The organism is Tautonia marina, from assembly GCF_009177065.1.
In the GTDB taxonomy this organism is placed as follows: domain Bacteria; phylum Planctomycetota; class Planctomycetia; order Isosphaerales; family Isosphaeraceae; genus Tautonia; species Tautonia marina.
The window spans coordinates 40552-58962 of sequence record NZ_WEZF01000022.1; the positions used below are offsets into that span (position 1 = coordinate 40552).

An 18411-nucleotide genomic window follows, 5' to 3' on the forward strand; every position below is an offset into this window, starting at 1 on the left:
TTGTGAGCGATTCAACATCATTGGAAATTCCCGCAGGATTTCGAGCCGCCGGGGTGAAGGCGGGAATCAAGCCGAGTGGGTTACCCGATCTGGCGGTGATCGTGGCCGACTCGACCTGCTCGGCGGCGGGAACGTTTACCACCAACCGGATTGCGGCCGCCCCGGTACAGTGGGACCGCGCGATCGTTCCCTCGGAAGCGATTCGGGCCATTGTGATTAACGCCGGAAACGCCAATGCCGCGACCGGAGCCCAGGGGTTCGAAAACGCGAAACGAACCGCCGAACTGGCCGCGACTCGCCTGAACTGCCAGCCGGAGCACGTCCTGATTGCATCGACAGGAGTGATTGGCCATCAACTCCCGATGGACCGCATCGAGGCCGGTCTCATCCAGGCCCTCGATGCGGCGACGGACGATCCGAAGGGGTTTCTTGATGCGTCTGAAGCCATCCTGACCACCGACACCCGACCGAAAATCGTCTCGATGCGTCGGAGGACCGAGACTGGGAAGACCATCCGCCTGCTTGGCCTGGCAAAGGGGGCGGCGATGATCGGTCCTCGGATGGCCACGATGCTCGGCTTTCTGATCACCGACGCTCGGGTGCAGATGGGGGCACTCTCCGGAATCCTTCACGACGTGGTCGATGAGACATTCAATTGCATCTCCGTCGAGGGCCACACCAGCACGAATGATTCAGTCTTGATGCTTTCCGGCTCTCGAGGAGAGTTGCCCTTGATGGGTGCCGACCTGAAGATGTTTGCAGGAATGGTCCGCGACACGTGTGAAAGCCTGGCGCGGATGATCCCAGACGATGGCGAGGGGGCCACGCACCTGATCACCATCGAGGTCAAGGGATGCCGCGATCGCGAGCAGGCCACCCAAATTGCCCGAGCCGTGGCCGATAGCCCCCTCGTGAAAACCGCCATTCACGGCGCCGACCCGAACTGGGGACGGATCGTTTCCGCGGCTGGTTACGCGGGAGTGATGTTCGAAGAATCGGAACTCTCGCTGGAACTTGACGGTGTTCCACTTTATCGCAACGGTGTGCCGCTCGATTACGACGCCGCCGCCGTCTCGGAGCGAATGAAGGCGAACCGAGAGGTCCGCATCACCCTGACCCTGACGCACGGTGACGCTTCGGCCCGCTTCTGGACCTGCGACCTGACGGCCGAGTACGTTCGCTTGAATGCCGATTACACGACCTGAGCCCGATCGGCCAGCACACACATCGCCGCGTTCCGACCGTTCACCGCCATGACACTGCCGCCGGGATGCGTCCCGGCGCCGCAGAGATAGACCCCCGGCATGGGAGTTCGGCTGAACAGGCGGCGATCCCACATGAACGACGGCAGACATTCCCCTTGAAAAATATGTCCGCCCGAGAGGCCGACTCGACGTTCGATGTCGGGCGGCCCCAGGACCTCGATCGCTCGCACCACCTCGGGAACATTCGAGCAGTGCCGTGCGAGCGAGTCGAGAATCGCGTTGACCACCTCCTCGCGTCGACTGTCCCAATCCCCCTCGGCAAAGGTGTGAGGAACATACTGAGCGAAGACGCTCATCGTCTGCATTCCTGCGGGAGCAACACTCGGGTCCGCGGTTGTCTGGAAATAGAGTTCCGACCAGAGTCGATCCGGCAACCGTCCGGCACGGGCCTGGGCAAACGACGCGGCCCACTCGTCCTTCGTGAGCGGTGTGTTGACCTGGCCTCGATGATGAGGCTCGTCGGTGCCCGGCCGGGCGCGAAAGTTCGGCAACTCGCTGAGCGCGACGTTGGCCTTGACCGTGCATCCGATCCTCGGGATGGCATCGACCCGATCTCGCCAGGAGGGATCGGCGAGGTTCCCGAGCATTGCAAGCGTTGATTTCGGATCGGCGTTGGAAACAACCACTGACGTGCAAAGACGTTCACCTGATTCCAGTTCAACTCCCTCACCCGGCACAATCCGGGCGACGTGCAAACCGCTGACGATGACGGCCCCAGCCTCTCGGGCAGCCTCGGCGATCAGGAAGGAGACCATCCCCATGCCTCCTTCAACATAACCCCAGGATCCGGGAATCCCGCCGAGTCGCCCCGATTGGTGATGAAAGTGGATCGAGGCGGTTCCAGGGTCGTGTGGGCTGGCGTTGGTGCCGATCACCCCCTGACCGAGATAGGCCATTTGAAGGTACTCGGAGCGGAAAAAGCGTTCGACATACTCAACCATCGACCACTCGAACAGCAGTGATCGAGCCTCGGAATCGTTACCGAGGCGATCCTCAATGACCGCTCGGGACGGTTCCGGATCCAGCCACAAATCCGCGTCATTGGGAGGCCGGAGCGCATCACGAAGCCGTCGCTTGACCTGGGAAAAGGCTCGGAACCCTTCAAGATCCTCCGGGCAGAGACGGCGGATTTCCGCCTCGCACCGCTCGTCGTCGTCCCAGAGTTGAAGACTCGCCCCATCGTCAAACGGCACGAACAACCCCGACGTGGCCGGGGTCCAGCGAAGCCCTCGATCGATCAACCTCAGTTCATCCATCACTTTCGGATGCAGCAACCCCAGCAAATACGCACAGGGAGACACAGAATAACCTGGCCACGGCTCATGGATCGTACAAGCTCCACCGATCGGATCACGAGCCTCCAGGACCAGAACGTCCATCCCGGCCCGAGCGAGATAAGCCGCGCACGTCAGCCCATTATGCCCCGCCCCCACGATGATCGCATCCCAGCGTTTCGCGGTCAGTTCGCCGAGCGAAACGTCCTCGCCCAATCGTCTCCAGGCCGGATGGTTTCGAGAGAACGTCATTGCTCAGTGTCCTGCCACTCAACCAGTCGAGCCTTGAACGACTGCGCGGCCAGCCGTGGTCGATCGGCATGAACCACCGCAGACGACACCGCGATCCGGGTTGCTCCGGCCTCGAGGACCTCGTCCAGATTCTCCTCGGTGATTCCCCCAATCGCAAACCAGGGAATCGTGGTTTCCTCAGCGACTTGCCGGACGTAGCTCAGTCCGGCAAAGGCATCAAAATCTTTGGTTCGACTGGGAAAGACTGGACCAACCCCGAGATAGTTCGCCCCATCTCGGATGGCCGCATCGCGCTGAGAGGGTTCATGTGTCGAAACACCGATCAGCATGTTCGGCCCCACCACGCGGCGAGCATCACGCACCGAAAGGTCATCTTGCCCCAGATGAACCCCATCGGCCGACGCGAGCCGGGCCAGGTCTGGCCGATCATTCATGATGAAGCGCACCCCGGCGCGAGCCGTCAGAATGCGAACCTCTCGCGCTCGCTGGAGGATGACTCGATCGGGGAATCCTTTCTCCCGGTACTGAATCACGTCGGCACCTCCCGCGATCGCCTCCTCGACAATCCAGGTCAGGTCGCCGAGGGTCGGAAGGCCACCGACCAGGACATACAAACGTGCCTGTTCGAGTGCTCCGCGAGCAACCACGGCGGCCATCACGCGCTTCTCAAGCGTATAGACATCATAACGCAAGACTTCGAATCGGCCTGCAAGCCACTGATCGAAGACCTTGGTATACTCTTCCAACGTCCGCAGAGCTTCGGCGGTCCGTTTGAAATTGGCGATCAAGACAGCCCGAGGATGTTCTCGGGCCCCCTCGTCGCTGGCCATGATGTGGGTGCCGACATCACCCGGCGTGTCGCGTGCGGTAATCAGCCAATCGGGGTCAAATCCGCGAATCGCGTCGCCGAAGCGGTGCCGGACATCCTTCAACCGTCGGGTCAGACCAGGATCTTCCAGCACGAATCGCGAGTAATCCTCGATAACCCGCAAACCTTCGCGTGCACGGTTCGCCGATGCGTCGAGAATACGAGCGAGGTCGTTCACTTCTCCGGGATCGGCCAGCACGGGGGCCGGCAAATCCTCGGACATTGGGATGGGGCCCGACTCCAGCGCGTTGACCCCGGCAATCCGCTCCATCAACAGATCCATCTGGAGCCCAGCCTCGCTCAGGTGGACCGCAACCGGATCGTTGGAGCCGAGCAATCCGACCAGCAAATGCTCAGTCCCGATGGCTTGCGAGCGATCGAGAGACCGAGCCCGAATGGTGGCCTCGGTCAGGGTCAAGCGCAGGGAATGGGAATGAGGCAGCCCCCCCCGATCCTCCTCCTCCCCGGTTACCAGCTCCGGTTCGGCCCCAGGAAGTTCAACCGGCTCCGCAATCGTTCGAAGCTCCTCCAGCGAGATGCCGAACTCGGCAATCATCACCGAGGCCCGGCTCTCGGTTTCCCCGATCAACGCGGCCAGGAGATCGATCGGTTCCACAGACTCGGATTGGCGCAGTCGGGCAAGCTGCTCGGCACGTTCGAGAACGCGCTGGGCACCTGCCGTAAATGATTCCCGCATGGTCTCCCTCGCACTCGGTCCGGCAGGCCCGCCTCCGCGACGGGGCCTCCCTACGTCCCTTCTACTGTACGCAATCAGGGTCGTGCGACGGAACGAGATTGAACGTTCGCAGGAACGCCGTCATCATCGGCCGCCATGCGGAACGGATCATCTTCTCTGACACGCGTTACTCCCGATGATTCTTCAACCAGTTAGCATACGAGTGATTACGAGCGCCGGTGTACTCGTACGTCTCAAACATCCAACCGAGCCCGAACATGCGAGGATCCCCCTCGGCACGGAGGATCGCTTCCATTTCATCTCGAAGCGTTTCCTTGATGGCACGGAACTCGGGGTCGGCGGCGCGATTGGTCACGCAGTCCGGATCATCAGCGAGGACGTAAAATTCTTCCCTCGGTCGCTTCCCGAAGCTGAGTCGATAAAACTCGTCGAAACGAAATGTCAGCAATGTTTTTGTCGGACTATTGTCACAGTTGGGGTAGGACGTTTCGGGATTTCCGGCAGGCCAGCGATCCGGCTCGTAGTTGTGAATGTAAAGGTATTCAGGCGTTCGAATCGCTCGGACCGGATACCCTGTGTCGTCGGGGCGGCCCAGGTCATGGCGTTCCTTGCCGATGACCATTCGGTTTCGAGTGGAATCGACCCATCCCGTACCCTGCGCGGTCAATGTTTTGAAGAAACTCTCCCCCGTCACCGAATCCGGAACCGCGACTCCAGCGGCCTCCAGGAACGTGGGGGCAAAATCCCGAACGTTAATGAAGTCGTCAATCGTCCGTCCCGAAGGCACCTTGGCTCCCCACCGAATCGCGAGTGGAAGCCGAAACCCATGATCGTAAATTTGCCCTTTCACCCGAGGAAACGGCATGCCATGATCGGAGGTGACCACGATGATCGTGTTCTCAAGCTCGCCAATCGCTTCCAGGTGGTCGAGCATTCGGCCCAGGTGCGTATCAAACCATTCCACTTCAAGACCGTAATCGAGCAGATCGCTCCGGATCGTGGGATGGTCCGGGTAGTAGGAGGGCACGTCCACCGCTTGCGGATCCCGACCGGCACGCAGTCCGGCTCCTGCCTCGTAGTCTCGGTGGGGTTCGAACGCTCCATACCAGAAACAAAACGGCCGATCGGGATCTCTCACGTCAAGAAACGCTTCAAAGTTCTTGGCGTAATCAACGTTTGACATGGCGAGGAGAGGGGGGCGTGCTCGGTGTTCGCTGAAGTTCGGCCCGGCGGGATTCCGAGAAAATCCTCCGGCCTGATAATCACCCGGCCCCCAACCTTTCCCCGTGTAGCCGACGACATAGCCGGCGTCTTCAAGCAGGTCGGGATATACCGGCCATTTCGCGGGAAACAAGCCGAAGTGACAGCATGCTTCCTCCAGTTGCCAGGTGTTCCGACCCGTCAGAATACTAGCGCGGCAGGGAGAGCATTTGGGGTTCGAGGTGAAACAGTTCGAGAACAAGACCCCTTCGCGTGCGACACGATCAAAGGAAGGCGTTTGCACCCATGTGCAGCCATAAGCCCCTGCATGATCGGCCGACCAGTCATCCGCGATGGCAAACAGGATGTTCGGTCGATCCGCACCCGAAACGTCCTCCGATCCGGCTGTGAGGGCTAGACCAACTAGCAGAATCGACCAAACCCATGCACCACGATCGCGTCCCGGATGCCGTCGAATCATTGGAGAACATTCCTCTCTGAGATGCAGCTTCAGCCACCTGTCCTGGTCAAAGGATGACCGTGAGTCGAACTCTCCGCAAGGCGCTCGAACTCTCGGAGACGTTCGTTCTTCCCGCCCGCCTCGGCTCTACGCCCAAACCTTCGGCTCATGATCGTGAGCACAAGGCCGCCGCGTGCATGATCCGACGGACCGCCTGAACCTCAGTCTTCCCGGACTCACACGCGGCGGAACCGACATGAAGCTCGTGAAGCCCCATCGCCGTCAAGGCGGGGAAATCGTCATCCTGGATCTTCCCTCCCGCCAGCACAATGATCCGTCCTGCCGCTCGGGAATGAAGTTCGCCCAGCCGAACTCTTCCCGCTCGCGCCGACTCCGCCTGCCCGGAGGTCAAGACCCGATCGACCCCGAGGGTGATCAGTGATTCCAGGGCTTGGACTGGGTCCGGAACCTGATCGAAGGCTCGATGAAAGGTCACGGTCATCGGTCTCGCCTCGGTGATCAGTACGGCGGTTCGCGCCTCATCCACCGTTCCATCGGGGTTGAGAATGCCCAGCACGACCCCAGCGGCTCCCAGGGATCGGGCAGTCGCAACATCGTGCCGCATGGCCTGAAATTCCAGGTCGGAGACGACGAAGTCTCCAGCCTTCGGTCGAATGAGCACATGAACGGGAATCTTCAGCGATTGGCAGGCCACTGCAATGGCACCGGCGGACGGAGTCACGCCACCGACTGCCAAATGTTCACAAAGCTCCACGCGATCGGCGCCTCCCGCTCCGGCAGCCAGCGCCGAGGCGAGCCCCTCCACGCAGATCTCGACGGTCACCTGGGGCATGATCCGATTCCTCCCGCACGAGGTCACTCGAAACGAAGGTGCTTGACCGATTCACCGGAATCGCGAAGTTCGATCAAGGCATCAATTCCGATCTCCAGGTGGGGAATGACGTATTTCTCGGAAACGCTTCGATCACTCCGAGACGACTTCACCCCTTCGGGAGTCATCGGGTTATCCGACACGAGCAAAAGTGCTCCTTTGGGAATATGATTGACAAACCCAACGATAAAGATCGTTGCGGTTTCCATGTCAATCCCGAGTGCCCTGGTCTTGCGCAGATACGATTTGAAGGCGGAGTCATGCTCCCAGACACGCCGATTGGTCGTGTAAACGGTCCCGGTCCAGTAGTCTCGGTTGTGTCGAACAATGGTCGAGGACACCGCACGTTGGAGCCGGAAGGAGGGCAGGGCGGGGATTTCCGGGGGGATGTAGTCGTTGCTCGTCCCTTCTCCCCGAATCGCTGCAATCGGGAGCACAAAATCCCCGACCTTGGTTTTCTTCAATCCACCGCACTTTCCCAGAAAGAGCACCGCCTTCGGCTCGATTGCCGAGAGAAGGTCCATGACCGTCGCGGCCATCGCGCTACCCATGCCGAAGTTGAGAATCGTCAGATTCTCGGCCACGGCCGATTGCATGGGTCGATCACGCCCCACAATTTCGGCACCAAACCGCTGCGCAAACAGTTCAACATACTGAAGGAAGTTTGTGAGCAGAACATAACGCCCGAATTGCTCGATCGGGCGTCCCGTATAGCGAGGTAACCAGTCTCGAACGATCTCAACTTTGGTCTTCACGAACCTCACCCCCGAAGCGTCGTTCATCCACGCGACTCCCGAGCGTGCCAGGATACCATGATGGTCGGCCATCCCCGCAAACCAGACAGACCAAAAAGACAGCAAAATCGTCAAAATCTGCTCAAGCCGTCGACCCGATCCCGCCGAAGATCACGATGAATGTCTCGCAATTCTGCAGGTCGTAGAAACCGAGCCATCGACAGACCTCGGGCTGAGGAGTCATCGTGCCGAACACCGACTGGAGTCGATCCGTCTGGTTCGCACTCTGCCTCGGATCGGTCTTGCCGATGACGAGATCGGCGGTCGCACAGGAGGCCCCCGAATTTCCCTCCGCGGCAGAACAATCCGCAGGAGCGGAGAACACGGACGATCTGGCCGAACGCGTGCGACGGCTCGAAGAACTTAACCGCCGCCTCCTTGAGCAATACGACGCCGTCTTGAGTCGCGAGGCGGAACGAGATCAACGCTACCAGGACCTCGAAGCGCGGTATCGCGGCCTCCTGGATCGGCTAGACGAACCAACCGACGACCTCGTGCGACCGGCTGACACATCCGTGTTGCGGTCGGCCGAGGAACCCGACCCGTTCGCCGAGGCCGAGGCCGACGAGACACTTGATCGAGTCATCGTAGGCCCCGGTCGTGCGTTCCCAATCTTCGCTCCTGGAACCGAGCCCCGACTCCTCGGCAAGGTCGGCGAAGGGTTCGAGCTGTTCACCCCAGACGAAGAACTGAGTCTGAGCGTTCGGGTTCTCAATCAGGTGGATTTCAAAGCCTTTGCCCCCGGCGATCTCGACCCGGCGACGAGCGGGCTGTATCTCCCTCGAACGCGATTCTACCTCGCCGGTCATCTCACCCGGCCAATCGAATATGAAGTCTCCTTCCAGCGCAGTCTGGAAGGGGTGCTCGACCTGCTCGATGGCTTCGTGAATTTCCGGTTTAACGAAGGATTTCAGATCAAGTTTGGCCGATCGATCGTCCCCTACAGTTTTGACTGGTACGACCACCTCGAACCGTACTTCATCACCCCGGAACGATCCCTTTACCCCATGAACTTTGGTCTGTCTCGGCAGGCTGGTCTGATGGCATGGGGCTATCTCCGCGACGGACGCCTCGAATATGCCGTCGGGGGATTCTCCGGAGGAACGCTCGGGATTGCCGACATCAACTCCACCCGAGAAGCGGTGGGATACCTCAACTGGCGGCCCTTTCTCACTAGCGAACGATTCCCGAGGCTGCGCTATCTCAACCTGGGCGGCTCCTTGGCCGGGGGCCTGACGGTTCGGGACAACGAGGAACGCCCGATGCCGCTTCGGACCTCCATTCAAGCGACAGAAAACAGCCGGGAGGCCTCGGCCGCATCGATCAGCTTCCTCGATTTTGAGGAAGACGTTCGGTCGTTTGGAGAGCGATATCAGGGAGCGCTTCACCTGGCCTATTACGGAGGGGGATGGTCGTTTGAGTCGGAAGTGCAGGCAGGTCGCTATCAATTTGAAAAGCTTGGCTCACCTCGCCGAGCAACCGTTCCGGTGATCGGTTATCACGTGACCGCCGCTCGGTTCCTGACCGGCGAGGAACCGCACGCTCGCACCACTATCGTCCCGCTGCGTCCCTTCTCACCGAGTCGGGGTCTCTATGGTCCCGGCGCCCTCGAAGTCTTCGCTCGCATCAGCCAGTTGCAACTCGGACGCGAGGTGTTCGAGTACGAGCTTGCCGATCCCGACCACTGGACCCGAGACATCGTGATGACCGACATCGGATTCAACTGGTACGCAAATCGTTATGTCAAATTCTATTTCGACTGGCAGCGCTCCATGTTCGGTTCTCCGGTCCTGTTGAACGAACGCACCGGAACCCGCCGAAACAGCAGCGACCTGTTCTGGATCCGTTGTCAAATCTGGTTCTGAGGGCTGATTTCCCGATGCGGGCTGGACGAAGGCTGCCCGACGGAGGACAATCGCCCGAAAGATGACTCGGCGATGGAATCGACACCCACGACGAGCGTGATGAGCCGGGAGCCAGGACAGATGGCGTACAGAAACGGATCAGATCGAAATCGTAACTCGCGCAGAACGTTTCTCGTCGCCTCGGGCATGGGGGTCGCCGGTCTGCAATTCGGAGCCCCCGGTCTGGCCATCGGGCGAGAGACGGAAGCCGCCGGACGACCGCCAGGGTCCGCCCGCTCGACCATCCTGTTCTTCCTCTGCGGGGGTGCCTCACACATTGACACCTGGGATATGAAACCGGATGCCCCGGCCGAATTCCGAGGTCCGTTTCAACCCATCGCCACCTCTGCGCCCGGCATCCGGTTGTGTGAACACTTGCCCTTGCTGGCCAGGCAGTCGCATCACCTTGCGGTCATCAATTCGGTGGGCGGGTCCGTCTCCACCAACGATCATCATGCAGGCTACTATTATCAATTGACCGGGCATCAACCCGACCCGACGTTCCTGAGCATGGGGAACGATCGCACTCCGCAGCCCGATGACTGGCCATTCATGGGAAGCGTGGTCGCGTCTCGGCGCCCCCCTCATCCCAACCTGACCAACGCCATCTCGTTGCCTCACAAGCCAAGCCAAGCCCCCTATACACGCCCCGGCCAGTTCGCCGCCCGAATCGGCGTGGAACACGATCCGCTCTACCTGATAGGCGACCGTGAGACCCCCTTAAGGTTTCAAGTTCCGGCCCTCACCCTTCAGGCCGACGTGAACCACCCGCGACTGCTTGCCCGTCGAGCCCTGCTCGACACCATCGACGACGCTCGCCGCGACCTCGATCAGGTCAGTGCCGTCCAGACCTACTCCACCCACGAAGAGAAAGCCCTGGGCTTGCTCGCGTCTGCCGGAACCTCTCGCGCCTTCAACCTCCTCGACGAACCCGAAGCCGTTCGAGCCCGATACGGCGAGACGACCAACGGCATGAGCTTGCTCATGGCCCGCCGACTGGTCGAGGCCGGGGTGCCGTTCATTACTGTCTTCTGGCTCGAAGACCGCTCCATCGCCAACCGCTGCAAGAGTGCCGGCGGCTGGGACACCCATGGAAACAACTTCAATTGCTTGAAAGAATATCTTCTTCCCGAATTCGATCGGGCGGTCTCTGGCTTGCTGGGCGACTTGCACGATCGCGGCCTGCTCGACGAGACGTTGGTGATGGTCACCAGCGAGATGGGTCGCAAACCCCAGATCGGCGATCCCCGGTCGGGCGGTGAATCGGGCGCCGGGCGTGATCACTGGACCCACTGCATGAGCGTGCTCCTGGCCGGGGGTGGCATTCAAGGGGGACAGACGTATGGATCGAGCGACCGGATTGCCGCCTATCCGGCCGATCGGCCCGTCACGCCCGCCGATGTGACACACACGGTTTACCATGCCATGGGCATTCACGACCTGGAAGCGACCGATCGTCAAGGGCGCCCCTTCAGCCTCCTGGCCGAAGGGGCCCCCATCCAGAGCCTTTTCTGAACTCGCCCCCCTGATCCAACCGGGTTTCACGGCGACCGCGACTCCGAGGCCCGGAGTGCGTGGATCGTCGCGTACAGATCGAACCGAAGGGGAGATTGGTCCTCGGCCACCAGATCGGTCGAAAGCCAGAACTGATCGATGGGTTTCAGCCCGTCGATCCGAAGAAAGACGCTCCGGCCATCCTCCTGGGGCTCCGCCGATTGAATCGTGACCGGATCGTGACCGATTCGGGCCGGGTCACTCGCCGAATAGTGAAACGATCCATAGATGCTCGACCACCGATAGTTCCACTGTTCCGCCCGGTAGCGTTTCACATCGGCAGCAGTTGCCGCGTCAATCGGCTCTGAGAAACTCAGCAGCAGACCATCTTCATACACCTGAAGGGCGGCCGGCATGTGAATCGGGCGCCCGGTGTAACGCACGCGCTGAAGGCTGCCATCGGCGGCCGCTCCGGTTTGCCAGCCGTTCAGACCCACCACATAAAGCTGACCATCGATCGGGTGGAAGACCGCTTCTCCCGAGCCCGAGAGGAAGGTCAGCCCTGGAAACCGCACCGTCGCCGCCTGGTGAATTCCATCAACGACCTCCTGCAAAACCGCATGCAACGTGCATCGGCCCCAGGAGAGGTGAAGCATGCCGTTCTGATGGTAGTCTCCCCAACGATCTCCGGTGTACCAGACCTGACCGCCGCTCGAATTATCGGCCGCCTTGGGGATGTAACAGAGTGGGGGATCGGGCACGACTCCCTCGGGCGCTTCAGGAGCACCGGCGAGATAGCCGTAAAATCCCCCTTCGCGGATCAGGTCGATCTTCGATGAGGGCACCCAGTTCCCCTCGTTATCGGCCACCGTAATCTGATTGTCGGGGCCGATCCCCATGCCGTACGGATGCCGGAACCCCCGGGCCACCACCGAAAGCTCCGATCCGTCCGCCGAGACCTTGATCAAAGCGCTTCCGTGCGGACCTGCTCCTGATTTGAGAAAGTAGTAATTTCCCTCGATGTCTGTTTCCAGCCGCATGGCGTAGGCGTGATCAAGCCCTTGAATGACCAGATCGTGATTAAACGATTCGTAGCGATCGGCCTCCCCGTCCTCATTCTCGTCAACCAGTTTCGTGAGTTGATCACGTCCCAGCACGATGACCGAGCCATTCACCACCTTCAATCCCAACGGCTGGTACAGGCCCGTCGCAAACCGCTGCCACGACACGGCCTGAAGATCACGGTCAAGACCTCGAACAATCCAGACATCTCCGTGAGCAGTCGCAACTGCGGCCGATCCATCGGGAAAGAAATCAATGGCAGTGATAAAGAACAGTGCCTGAAACGGGTTCTCGTAGGGAACCGTAACGGTATCAATGACGTAGGGAGACTGACCATCGTCGGCCCCGATCGTCCCGGTCGTGACGATCGGATCTCCCCACCGTCGCGGCCCCGGCTTCAGCAACTCCTCGATCGCTTCGCCCGCCTCCGTTGATCGTGCCATCGCAAGCACGGCTTCGAGCTGCTCGGCCGGTCCAGACCAGAGGAACACCTCGCCCGACCACTCGGTTCCCGCTCCGATGGGGAGACAAACATCTCCTCCCCGAACGACAAGCGACGTGGTTCCAAGGTCCGACCGAACGGCGATCGCGTACGCCGTGCCATCCTCTGCGGTGGCGGTGGCGAAGGACAACGATTCCTCGTTCCAGACATCCGCTGGCACCGGCCACTCGGCGAGCGTCAACCAGGCGGGGGCGGAGAGTCCATCGACCTTGAGCATTCGAGCAACAGCAACCACGTCCCCCTGCCGAGCTTCCCGACACGCCTCGATCACCGTCCCCCCAAGCACCCGAGACATCAGCACAACCTGATTCTCATGCAACCTTAGCCCCTGGTAGTCCAGGTTCTTCGGATCAACCGGCTGCGGATCGGGGTGGGAGTCGCTCGGAGGCGTTCTCCAGAGTTTCCCTGGAGACACATAACTCTGCAGTGATCCCTCCAGGGTCGGCTTTCGAAGCAGCCCGAATCGCATGGAATCGGTCTTCCAGGTCGATTGGGTCATCCCGGCGACAATCCCGCAACGTTCCAGGTCGAAGACGGCGGTCGTCGAGCGATCCGGACCCAGGAACAGGGTGAACGTCTTCGGCCCGAGCTGTCGTTGCGGGATCTGCGTGGAATGGCTGACAAATGGCCCCTTGTCGGTTCCTTGCCAGCGGCCGTCGATCCAATCAGGATCTTCTTGAAACTCGTAGGCACCAAACTTGTGAGGGTAGGGCAGTCCTCGCTGATTCGTCTCGCCGCCGGGGGTCCAGCGCGCCAGGTACTCGGCCTCAGACTCATCATAATTCCAGAGCACGATCGTCTGTTCATCCGTCACAAACGCCGTGCTCGGTGGGGTGACGACGTCCCGAAGCCCACTGGAAATCCGCACATCGTCAATCAAGACAGCGTTTGGGCGTCGATCCTCGATCCGAGTTCCCACCGCCAGGCCACTCCGCTGAGGAGGAGCGTTCGGGTGGTCCTCCACCTCCTCGTTGGCTCGAAGTTCGCCATCGACGACCACCCGCACCCGATTCGATTCGAGTAACAGGGCAACATGATGCCACTGGCCATCACCGATGGGGCCATCGGCCGTGACGATCGCGGGGCTTAGGCCCGGAGCCCGGAACGCCAGGTCGGCCGACTCGGGCAGGATCACCAGTTCCCAGTGCGACCCCGACGTCGGTGCTTCATGGGAGAGCAAGACCGCGCCGGCCTCGCGATCGAGCAATTGTGTCCACAGTTCGACCGTCAGCGGACGCTGTTCGAAGCGGTCGTCGGCCGGAGCAATGGTCCCTCCCTTGCGGGCATCGAGCGCCTGACCAAAGCGACCATCGACCAGTCCCGGAGCCGGCGGCGAAGGCGAAGCACCGTCGTCCGCCCTCACCGACGCCCCGATTCCCAGGGCGAGAACGGCCATCGACACAATGCGTATCCTCATGCGAGAATCTCCCTAATTTGCCGATCTGTTGCAAACGCGCTCATGGTCGTCATCGACCTCAGTGACGGGCCGGACCCAACGGCGCCATTGTTGCCGACATCCGCCTCGGAAGACAGGTCGATTCGCTCGACCCGAGACGCGTGGAACCATCAGCGACCGTTCACGTGGTCGAATTCGACCGCCTCGCTCCTCCGATTCTCCAGGGTGAAGGAGGTGCCCCATGCCCCGTGGTTCGAGATTTCCCGGCTTCCGGAATTCCGTCATGAGATCGACCCCCGATCGCAGGCCCTCTCCCGATCGTTGGGAGAGTGAACCGGGCAGTGGGCGATTTCTTTGGCTCACCTGGGGCCTGATGCTCGCCGTGGCACTCGGGTTTGTGGGGCGGTTTGGTCCCCGCGTCCCGCTCTGGGACGACTACGACGTGATTCCGGTCCTCACCCAGCACCGACCGATGAGCCTGGAATGGCTCTGGTCGCTTCACAGCGAGCACCGCCTCGTCTTGCCCCGGCTGGTCCTCCTGGCTGCCTTCCACCTGACCGACGCCGACTTCCGGGCAGGAATGGTCGTGAATGTCGCGCTCCTGGCAGCACTGGCGGCCCTGGCCCCCCTGGCGATCGGGATGGCAAGGGGAGGATGGCGCTATTCCGACGCCCTGTATCCGCTTCTGTTCCTCAATCTCGGGCATCATATCAACTTGATTTGGAACATGTCGGTGTCGTACATCCTGCCCGTGGTCCTGAGCGGTTTCACGGCCCTTCTGATCGCAATGAAACCCGGATTCCCAGGCCTCGGGCGGGGGGTTCTGATCGGTCTGACACTCCTCTTGCTTCCCCTCTGCAATGCGGCGGGGGTCGCGCTGGCTCCGTTGCCAGCCCTCTGGTTGCTCGGTGCGGCCGGCATCCATGCCCGATCAGTCCGTGAGGACGCCTGGTCCAGGGCGTTGCCGCTCGCCCTGTTGGCATCGGTGTCGCTCGTCGTGTCGATGCTTTACTTCGTCGACTACGAACGATCCACGCACCATCCACGACCGCCCGGCCTCTGGGCCATTGGGCGCACAATCTTGCAATTCCTGGGGACCGGACTGGGAGCGGGGGGAATGGAACTGGGCCTGGTGGGCGGTGGAATCGTTGCTGCGCTGGTCGCGGCGGCATTCCTCGTGCTCGCCCGTTCCGCGCTGGTCGTCCCGGCCGATCGGTCGAGAGCCTGGGGACTGCTGGCTTGCTGGGGGGCCATGGCGATGCTGATGTTCGGTACGGCCTGGGGACGTGCCGGCATGGGAGAACGGGCCGGAGCCCAGGAGCGTTACGTGACGCTCGCCACGACGGCCCTCCTGATCAGCGTCGTCGGCTTCGAGCGGTTCGGACCGGGCTCAACCCGCCGGCTGGTCCCAATGAGCGTGTTCTGCCTGCTCTGTGTCCTGCTCTGGCCGAACACACGATCGGCGATCGAATTCGGCCGATCGACGAAGCAACAGGCTGAGACCTTTTTCGCAGACCTTCACTCCGGCGTCCCTCGATTCCTGCTCGTTCGACGGCATACTCCCTTCGTTTACCCCTCGCACGACGAATTGACCCGACACCTCGCCATGCTCCAGCAGGCAGGAATCGAGCCCTTCGACCGTATCGCCCCCGATCCTCCGTTTCGGGAAGTGGTGCTTGATCTGGAGCCCAGCCGGCTGCAACTCGCTCGCTGGAACGGGCAGACGATTGAATCACTCGGCGCCGATCCCCAAGTCGTCTTTGAGGTGCCCGACGCCGTTTCACCGATCGCGGGGATCCGGCTTCGATACAGCCACTCGAATTCGGAAGGGGAGCCCGCACGGTTTAAACTCGCCTGGCGAAGACCCGGTCAGCACCAATTCCCCGCCGATCAGGAATATGCCGTCTGGGCCTTGCCGACCGGGACCGGTCGATCGACCACCATCTGGATCGGTGAGGCGGTCGATGCAATCCGCCTCCAACCCGATAATCGACCTTGCCACTTCAGGATCGAGCAACTGAGCTTGCTCGTGCCGAGCGCGAGTGCTTCCGATCACCGCGTTCTCGAATCGGCCCCACAGGCCGATTTCAAACGATCGGCTTCGCTCCCCCTCGCATCAGGCTCGGCGCTGTCGCCATCGACGGCCCGACCAGGCGGCTCCCACCAGGGTCAAGGCCCACATGGCCAGCGTGGCGGGCTCGGGAGTGGCGAGCGGTCCGTTCTGATGGCACGAGCAGCCATTGCCGTGCTCGGCGACTTGATGACGGCTGGCCAGGAGCCCATCATCCCACCGTCGCTGAAAGTCGCGATCCTCAAGCAGGGCGACCGCTTCGTTGCTGAACTCCAGCTCGTCGCTGGTCAGCAGGTTCCAGTTGATGCGCCCTGAGTCGAGGAATGTGCCCGACTCATCATGATATTCCACCCCGAAGGCGTGCATCAGCTCGTGCGAAATGTTGTTCGCGACGGCGGTTTCCAGGTCGTTCATCGTCGTGATGGAATCGGAGACAAAGTTGTCGATGAACGTGAAGCCATCTCCCCCGATGTCGGCAATTCCGATCGCCTGCGGATTTTCCGCGGCCAGTGCTCCCGAGACGACACTCAACGTATGAGCCGCCGAGCCGGGATCGAGCGTCAAATCCACGTCCAGGCCGCTCTTGCGAAAGCTGTCCTCAACCTTCGAGAGAACCTCGGTCTTGAACTCGTAGCGTTCCGAGTCATTCGGCGATCGTCCGAGGAGGTTCGAAACCGCTGGGCTCTTGTACCAGGCCTCAGGCGTTCCCTCGGCCAGGGTACGAGCCGCCGGAAACGGACCATCGGTAAAATTGAGAAAGGCATCGGCCGGACCGGATCGAACGGGCGACGTGAACGGAGCGGCCGACGCAGAAACTGGAGCCGGAGCGGGTGCTGGAGCCGGCGTCGGCTCCGGGGCCGGAGCCGTTGCAGGCGTCGGCCTCGGAGCGGGCGTCGGCTCAGGAGCGGGAGCGGGCTTCGACTCGGGTTGAACCGGAGTGGCAATCGAGGCGACCGAATCGAGCCGGTACCCCGAGGTGGGGCGTGTCGATCGCGTTGGCCTCGACGCGTGAGTGAGTTCTCCCGAGAACAAGGACCCGAGCACCAACGGCTGATACGGAACCACCGAAGCCGACGACTCGGGCAGGGAAACCGAAGCGGTCGCCCGGGGCGAGGCACGCTCGGGTTCCGATGGTGTCACCACAGACGCGATGGTCGAGGACGTTTGAGTCGGAGACGGCGTCGGATTGGAGGTTGTGGTAGGTGTCGTGGTCGTCTGAGTCGTCGTTGCCGTGGCGACCGGGCCGAAGAATCCGATCGTCACCGGGGCATCGGGCCACCCGCCAAGTCGAAACGGCGTCAAGAGGAGCGGTTCGTCTTGCTCCAGCCGTTCCGAATGTCGGGCGAGTAAGCCCGGATACGATTCCTCGGTCACCTCGCCCCGTCGTTCCTGGCGATCCTGGAGCGACTCGCCAACACGCTCCATCGTTCCCCACGGACCGACTTCCTGGCGCGGCTGTGCCGAGGCGGTGCTCACCGCCACGATGGCGGAAAGGATCGGGACGATGAGCAATAACCTTCGGACCATCATCGTCGACCTCCGTGTCTTCCGATGACCGACCGCACTTCCTGGCATGTCGGTTTGCCGGAGAGCCGACCTCTCCGGGAATTGCGTTGAACACTTGTCGAGGGGGATTCGAGAGGTGTTCGCTGAAGGGAATCGACTTTGGAGCATTTCTGATGCCATCACCTGCTCGGCCCCCGAAAATCGCTGGATCGTCTCGCTAAAGTCGTGCAATAACTCATTTCAGGGTTTCGAGTAACGCCAATCGTTCGCGGAACGCGCTGAAACGTGTCTTGCTCCGGTCTTATCTCTTGATCGTCATCCAGTCCTACCAATTTTGACAATCGATCGGTAAAAACGGGATGAGAGGATTCTGGCAACCCGGCGTTAGGGTTGCGCGCAAGAGGGGCGATCGGCACCTTTGCCCGATGCCCCGGATCGAAGGAGAGTCGATGTTCGTTACCGTCATCACGGTTCATCGTGGTCAGTCGCAGGCGCAGCAATTCGAAGCGCCGACGATCAAGGATTGTCTGGTTGCCTGGGCCGGTCGGCTGATCGTCGAGGGCATGACCGATGAGTCCCAAACCCGTTTGCGAGGAAAGATGGCCGACTTCGACTTGCCTCCCGTCGACGGCTTTCGGCACCTCTGGCGATTCCAGAGCGATTTGGGGCTGGGTGGCGATCCGGACGCCAAGGTTTATGTCATCGAGACCCTCCGGATGTGAGCCTCGCTCCCCAGCCAGGCTCTTGACAAGGGCTTCTCGGGAAGACTCTCCT

General features: G+C 61.3%; 11 protein-coding genes. 5 read left to right on the forward strand and 6 right to left on the reverse strand.

Annotated features, from left to right (window positions below; all coding sequences use genetic code 11):
- The first annotated feature begins 2 nt into the window (after positions 1 to 2).
- A complete protein-coding gene (gene argJ, locus GA615_RS22240) occupies positions 3 to 1205 on the forward strand; it encodes a bifunctional glutamate N-acetyltransferase/amino-acid acetyltransferase ArgJ (protein WP_235905614.1) in 1203 nt (400 codons plus the stop codon).
- On the opposite strand, the gene GA615_RS22245 is transcribed toward argJ, so the two are convergent.
- The 5 genes from GA615_RS22245 to GA615_RS22265 all read right to left on the reverse strand — a co-directional run bounded on the left by GA615_RS22245 (position 1193) and on the right by GA615_RS22265 (position 7663).
- Positions 1193 to 2791, reverse strand: a complete 1599-nt coding sequence (locus GA615_RS22245; protein WP_152053532.1) for a phytoene desaturase family protein — start codon at positions 2789 to 2791, stop codon at positions 1193 to 1195. The genes argJ and GA615_RS22245 overlap by 13 nt on opposite strands.
- Entirely contained in the window at positions 2788 to 4356 is a 1569-nt protein-coding gene (locus GA615_RS22250; protein ID WP_152053533.1) for a thiamine phosphate synthase, read from the reverse strand. The genes GA615_RS22245 and GA615_RS22250 overlap by 4 nt, the downstream gene beginning before the upstream one ends.
- A gap of 166 nt (positions 4357 to 4522) precedes the next feature.
- Complete coding sequence (locus tag GA615_RS22255) at positions 4523 to 6037, reverse strand: sulfatase family protein (protein WP_152053534.1); 1515 nt, start codon at positions 6035 to 6037, stop codon at positions 4523 to 4525.
- A 145-nt stretch (positions 6038 to 6182) separates the two neighbouring features.
- Positions 6183 to 6869, reverse strand: a complete 687-nt coding sequence (locus GA615_RS22260) for a copper homeostasis protein CutC (protein WP_152053535.1) — start codon at positions 6867 to 6869, stop codon at positions 6183 to 6185.
- A gap of 23 nt (positions 6870 to 6892) precedes the next feature.
- Positions 6893 to 7663, reverse strand: coding sequence for an AMP nucleosidase (locus GA615_RS22265; protein ID WP_152053588.1), 771 nt, complete (start codon positions 7661 to 7663; stop codon positions 6893 to 6895).
- Between the two features lie 224 nt (positions 7664 to 7887).
- On the opposite strand from GA615_RS22265, the gene GA615_RS22270 reads away from it, so the two are divergent.
- Positions 7888 to 9567 carry a porin gene (locus tag GA615_RS22270; protein ID WP_152053536.1) on the forward strand — a complete coding sequence of 560 codons (1680 nt, stop codon included), beginning with the start codon at positions 7888 to 7890 and terminating at the stop codon, positions 9565 to 9567.
- Between the two features lie 120 nt (positions 9568 to 9687).
- The gene (locus tag GA615_RS22275; protein WP_152053537.1) at positions 9688 to 11121 is read left to right on the forward strand and encodes a DUF1501 domain-containing protein; all 1434 of its coding nucleotides are present in this window, start codon (positions 9688 to 9690) and stop codon (positions 11119 to 11121) included.
- Positions 11122 to 11147: 26 nt separating this feature from the next.
- On the opposite strand, the gene GA615_RS22280 is transcribed toward GA615_RS22275, so the two are convergent.
- Positions 11148 to 14081 carry a LamG-like jellyroll fold domain-containing protein gene (locus GA615_RS22280; RefSeq protein ID WP_152053538.1) on the reverse strand — a complete coding sequence of 978 codons (2934 nt, stop codon included), beginning with the start codon at positions 14079 to 14081 and terminating at the stop codon, positions 11148 to 11150.
- 262 nt (positions 14082 to 14343) lie between these two features.
- Here GA615_RS22280 and GA615_RS22285 point away from each other — a divergent pair, with 262 nt between their 5' ends.
- Positions 14344 to 16446 carry a hypothetical protein gene (locus tag GA615_RS22285; protein WP_152053539.1) on the forward strand — a complete coding sequence of 701 codons (2103 nt, stop codon included), beginning with the start codon at positions 14344 to 14346 and terminating at the stop codon, positions 16444 to 16446.
- A 1640-nt stretch (positions 16447 to 18086) separates the two neighbouring features.
- Positions 18087 to 18359 (forward strand): hypothetical protein, encoded by a 273-nt coding sequence (locus GA615_RS22295; RefSeq protein ID WP_152053540.1) that lies wholly within the window; start codon positions 18087 to 18089, stop codon positions 18357 to 18359.
- The last annotated feature ends 52 nt before the right edge of the window (positions 18360 to 18411 follow it).

What these genes read in the sequence shown, in the direction of transcription:
- GA615_RS22285 (WP_152053539.1), top strand. Translation starts at nt 14,344, where the DNA reads ATGAGATCGACCCCCGATCGCAGGCCCTCTCCCGATCGTTGGGAGAGT.
- GA615_RS22260 (WP_152053535.1), bottom strand. Translation starts at nt 6,869, where the DNA reads ATGCCCCAGGTGACCGTCGAGATCTGCGTGGAGGGGCTCGCCTCGGCG.
- GA615_RS22280 (WP_152053538.1), bottom strand. Translation starts at nt 14,081, where the DNA reads ATGAGGATACGCATTGTGTCGATGGCCGTTCTCGCCCTGGGAATCGGG.
- GA615_RS22295 (WP_152053540.1), top strand. Translation starts at nt 18,087, where the DNA reads ATGTTCGTTACCGTCATCACGGTTCATCGTGGTCAGTCGCAGGCGCAG.
- GA615_RS22250 (WP_152053533.1), bottom strand. Translation starts at nt 4,356, where the DNA reads ATGCGGGAATCATTTACGGCAGGTGCCCAGCGCGTTCTCGAACGTGCC.
- GA615_RS22245 (WP_152053532.1), bottom strand. Translation starts at nt 2,791, where the DNA reads ATGACGTTCTCTCGAAACCATCCGGCCTGGAGACGATTGGGCGAGGAC.
- GA615_RS22255 (WP_152053534.1), bottom strand. Translation starts at nt 6,037, where the DNA reads ATGATTCGACGGCATCCGGGACGCGATCGTGGTGCATGGGTTTGGTCG.
- GA615_RS22275 (WP_152053537.1), top strand. Translation starts at nt 9,688, where the DNA reads ATGGCGTACAGAAACGGATCAGATCGAAATCGTAACTCGCGCAGAACG.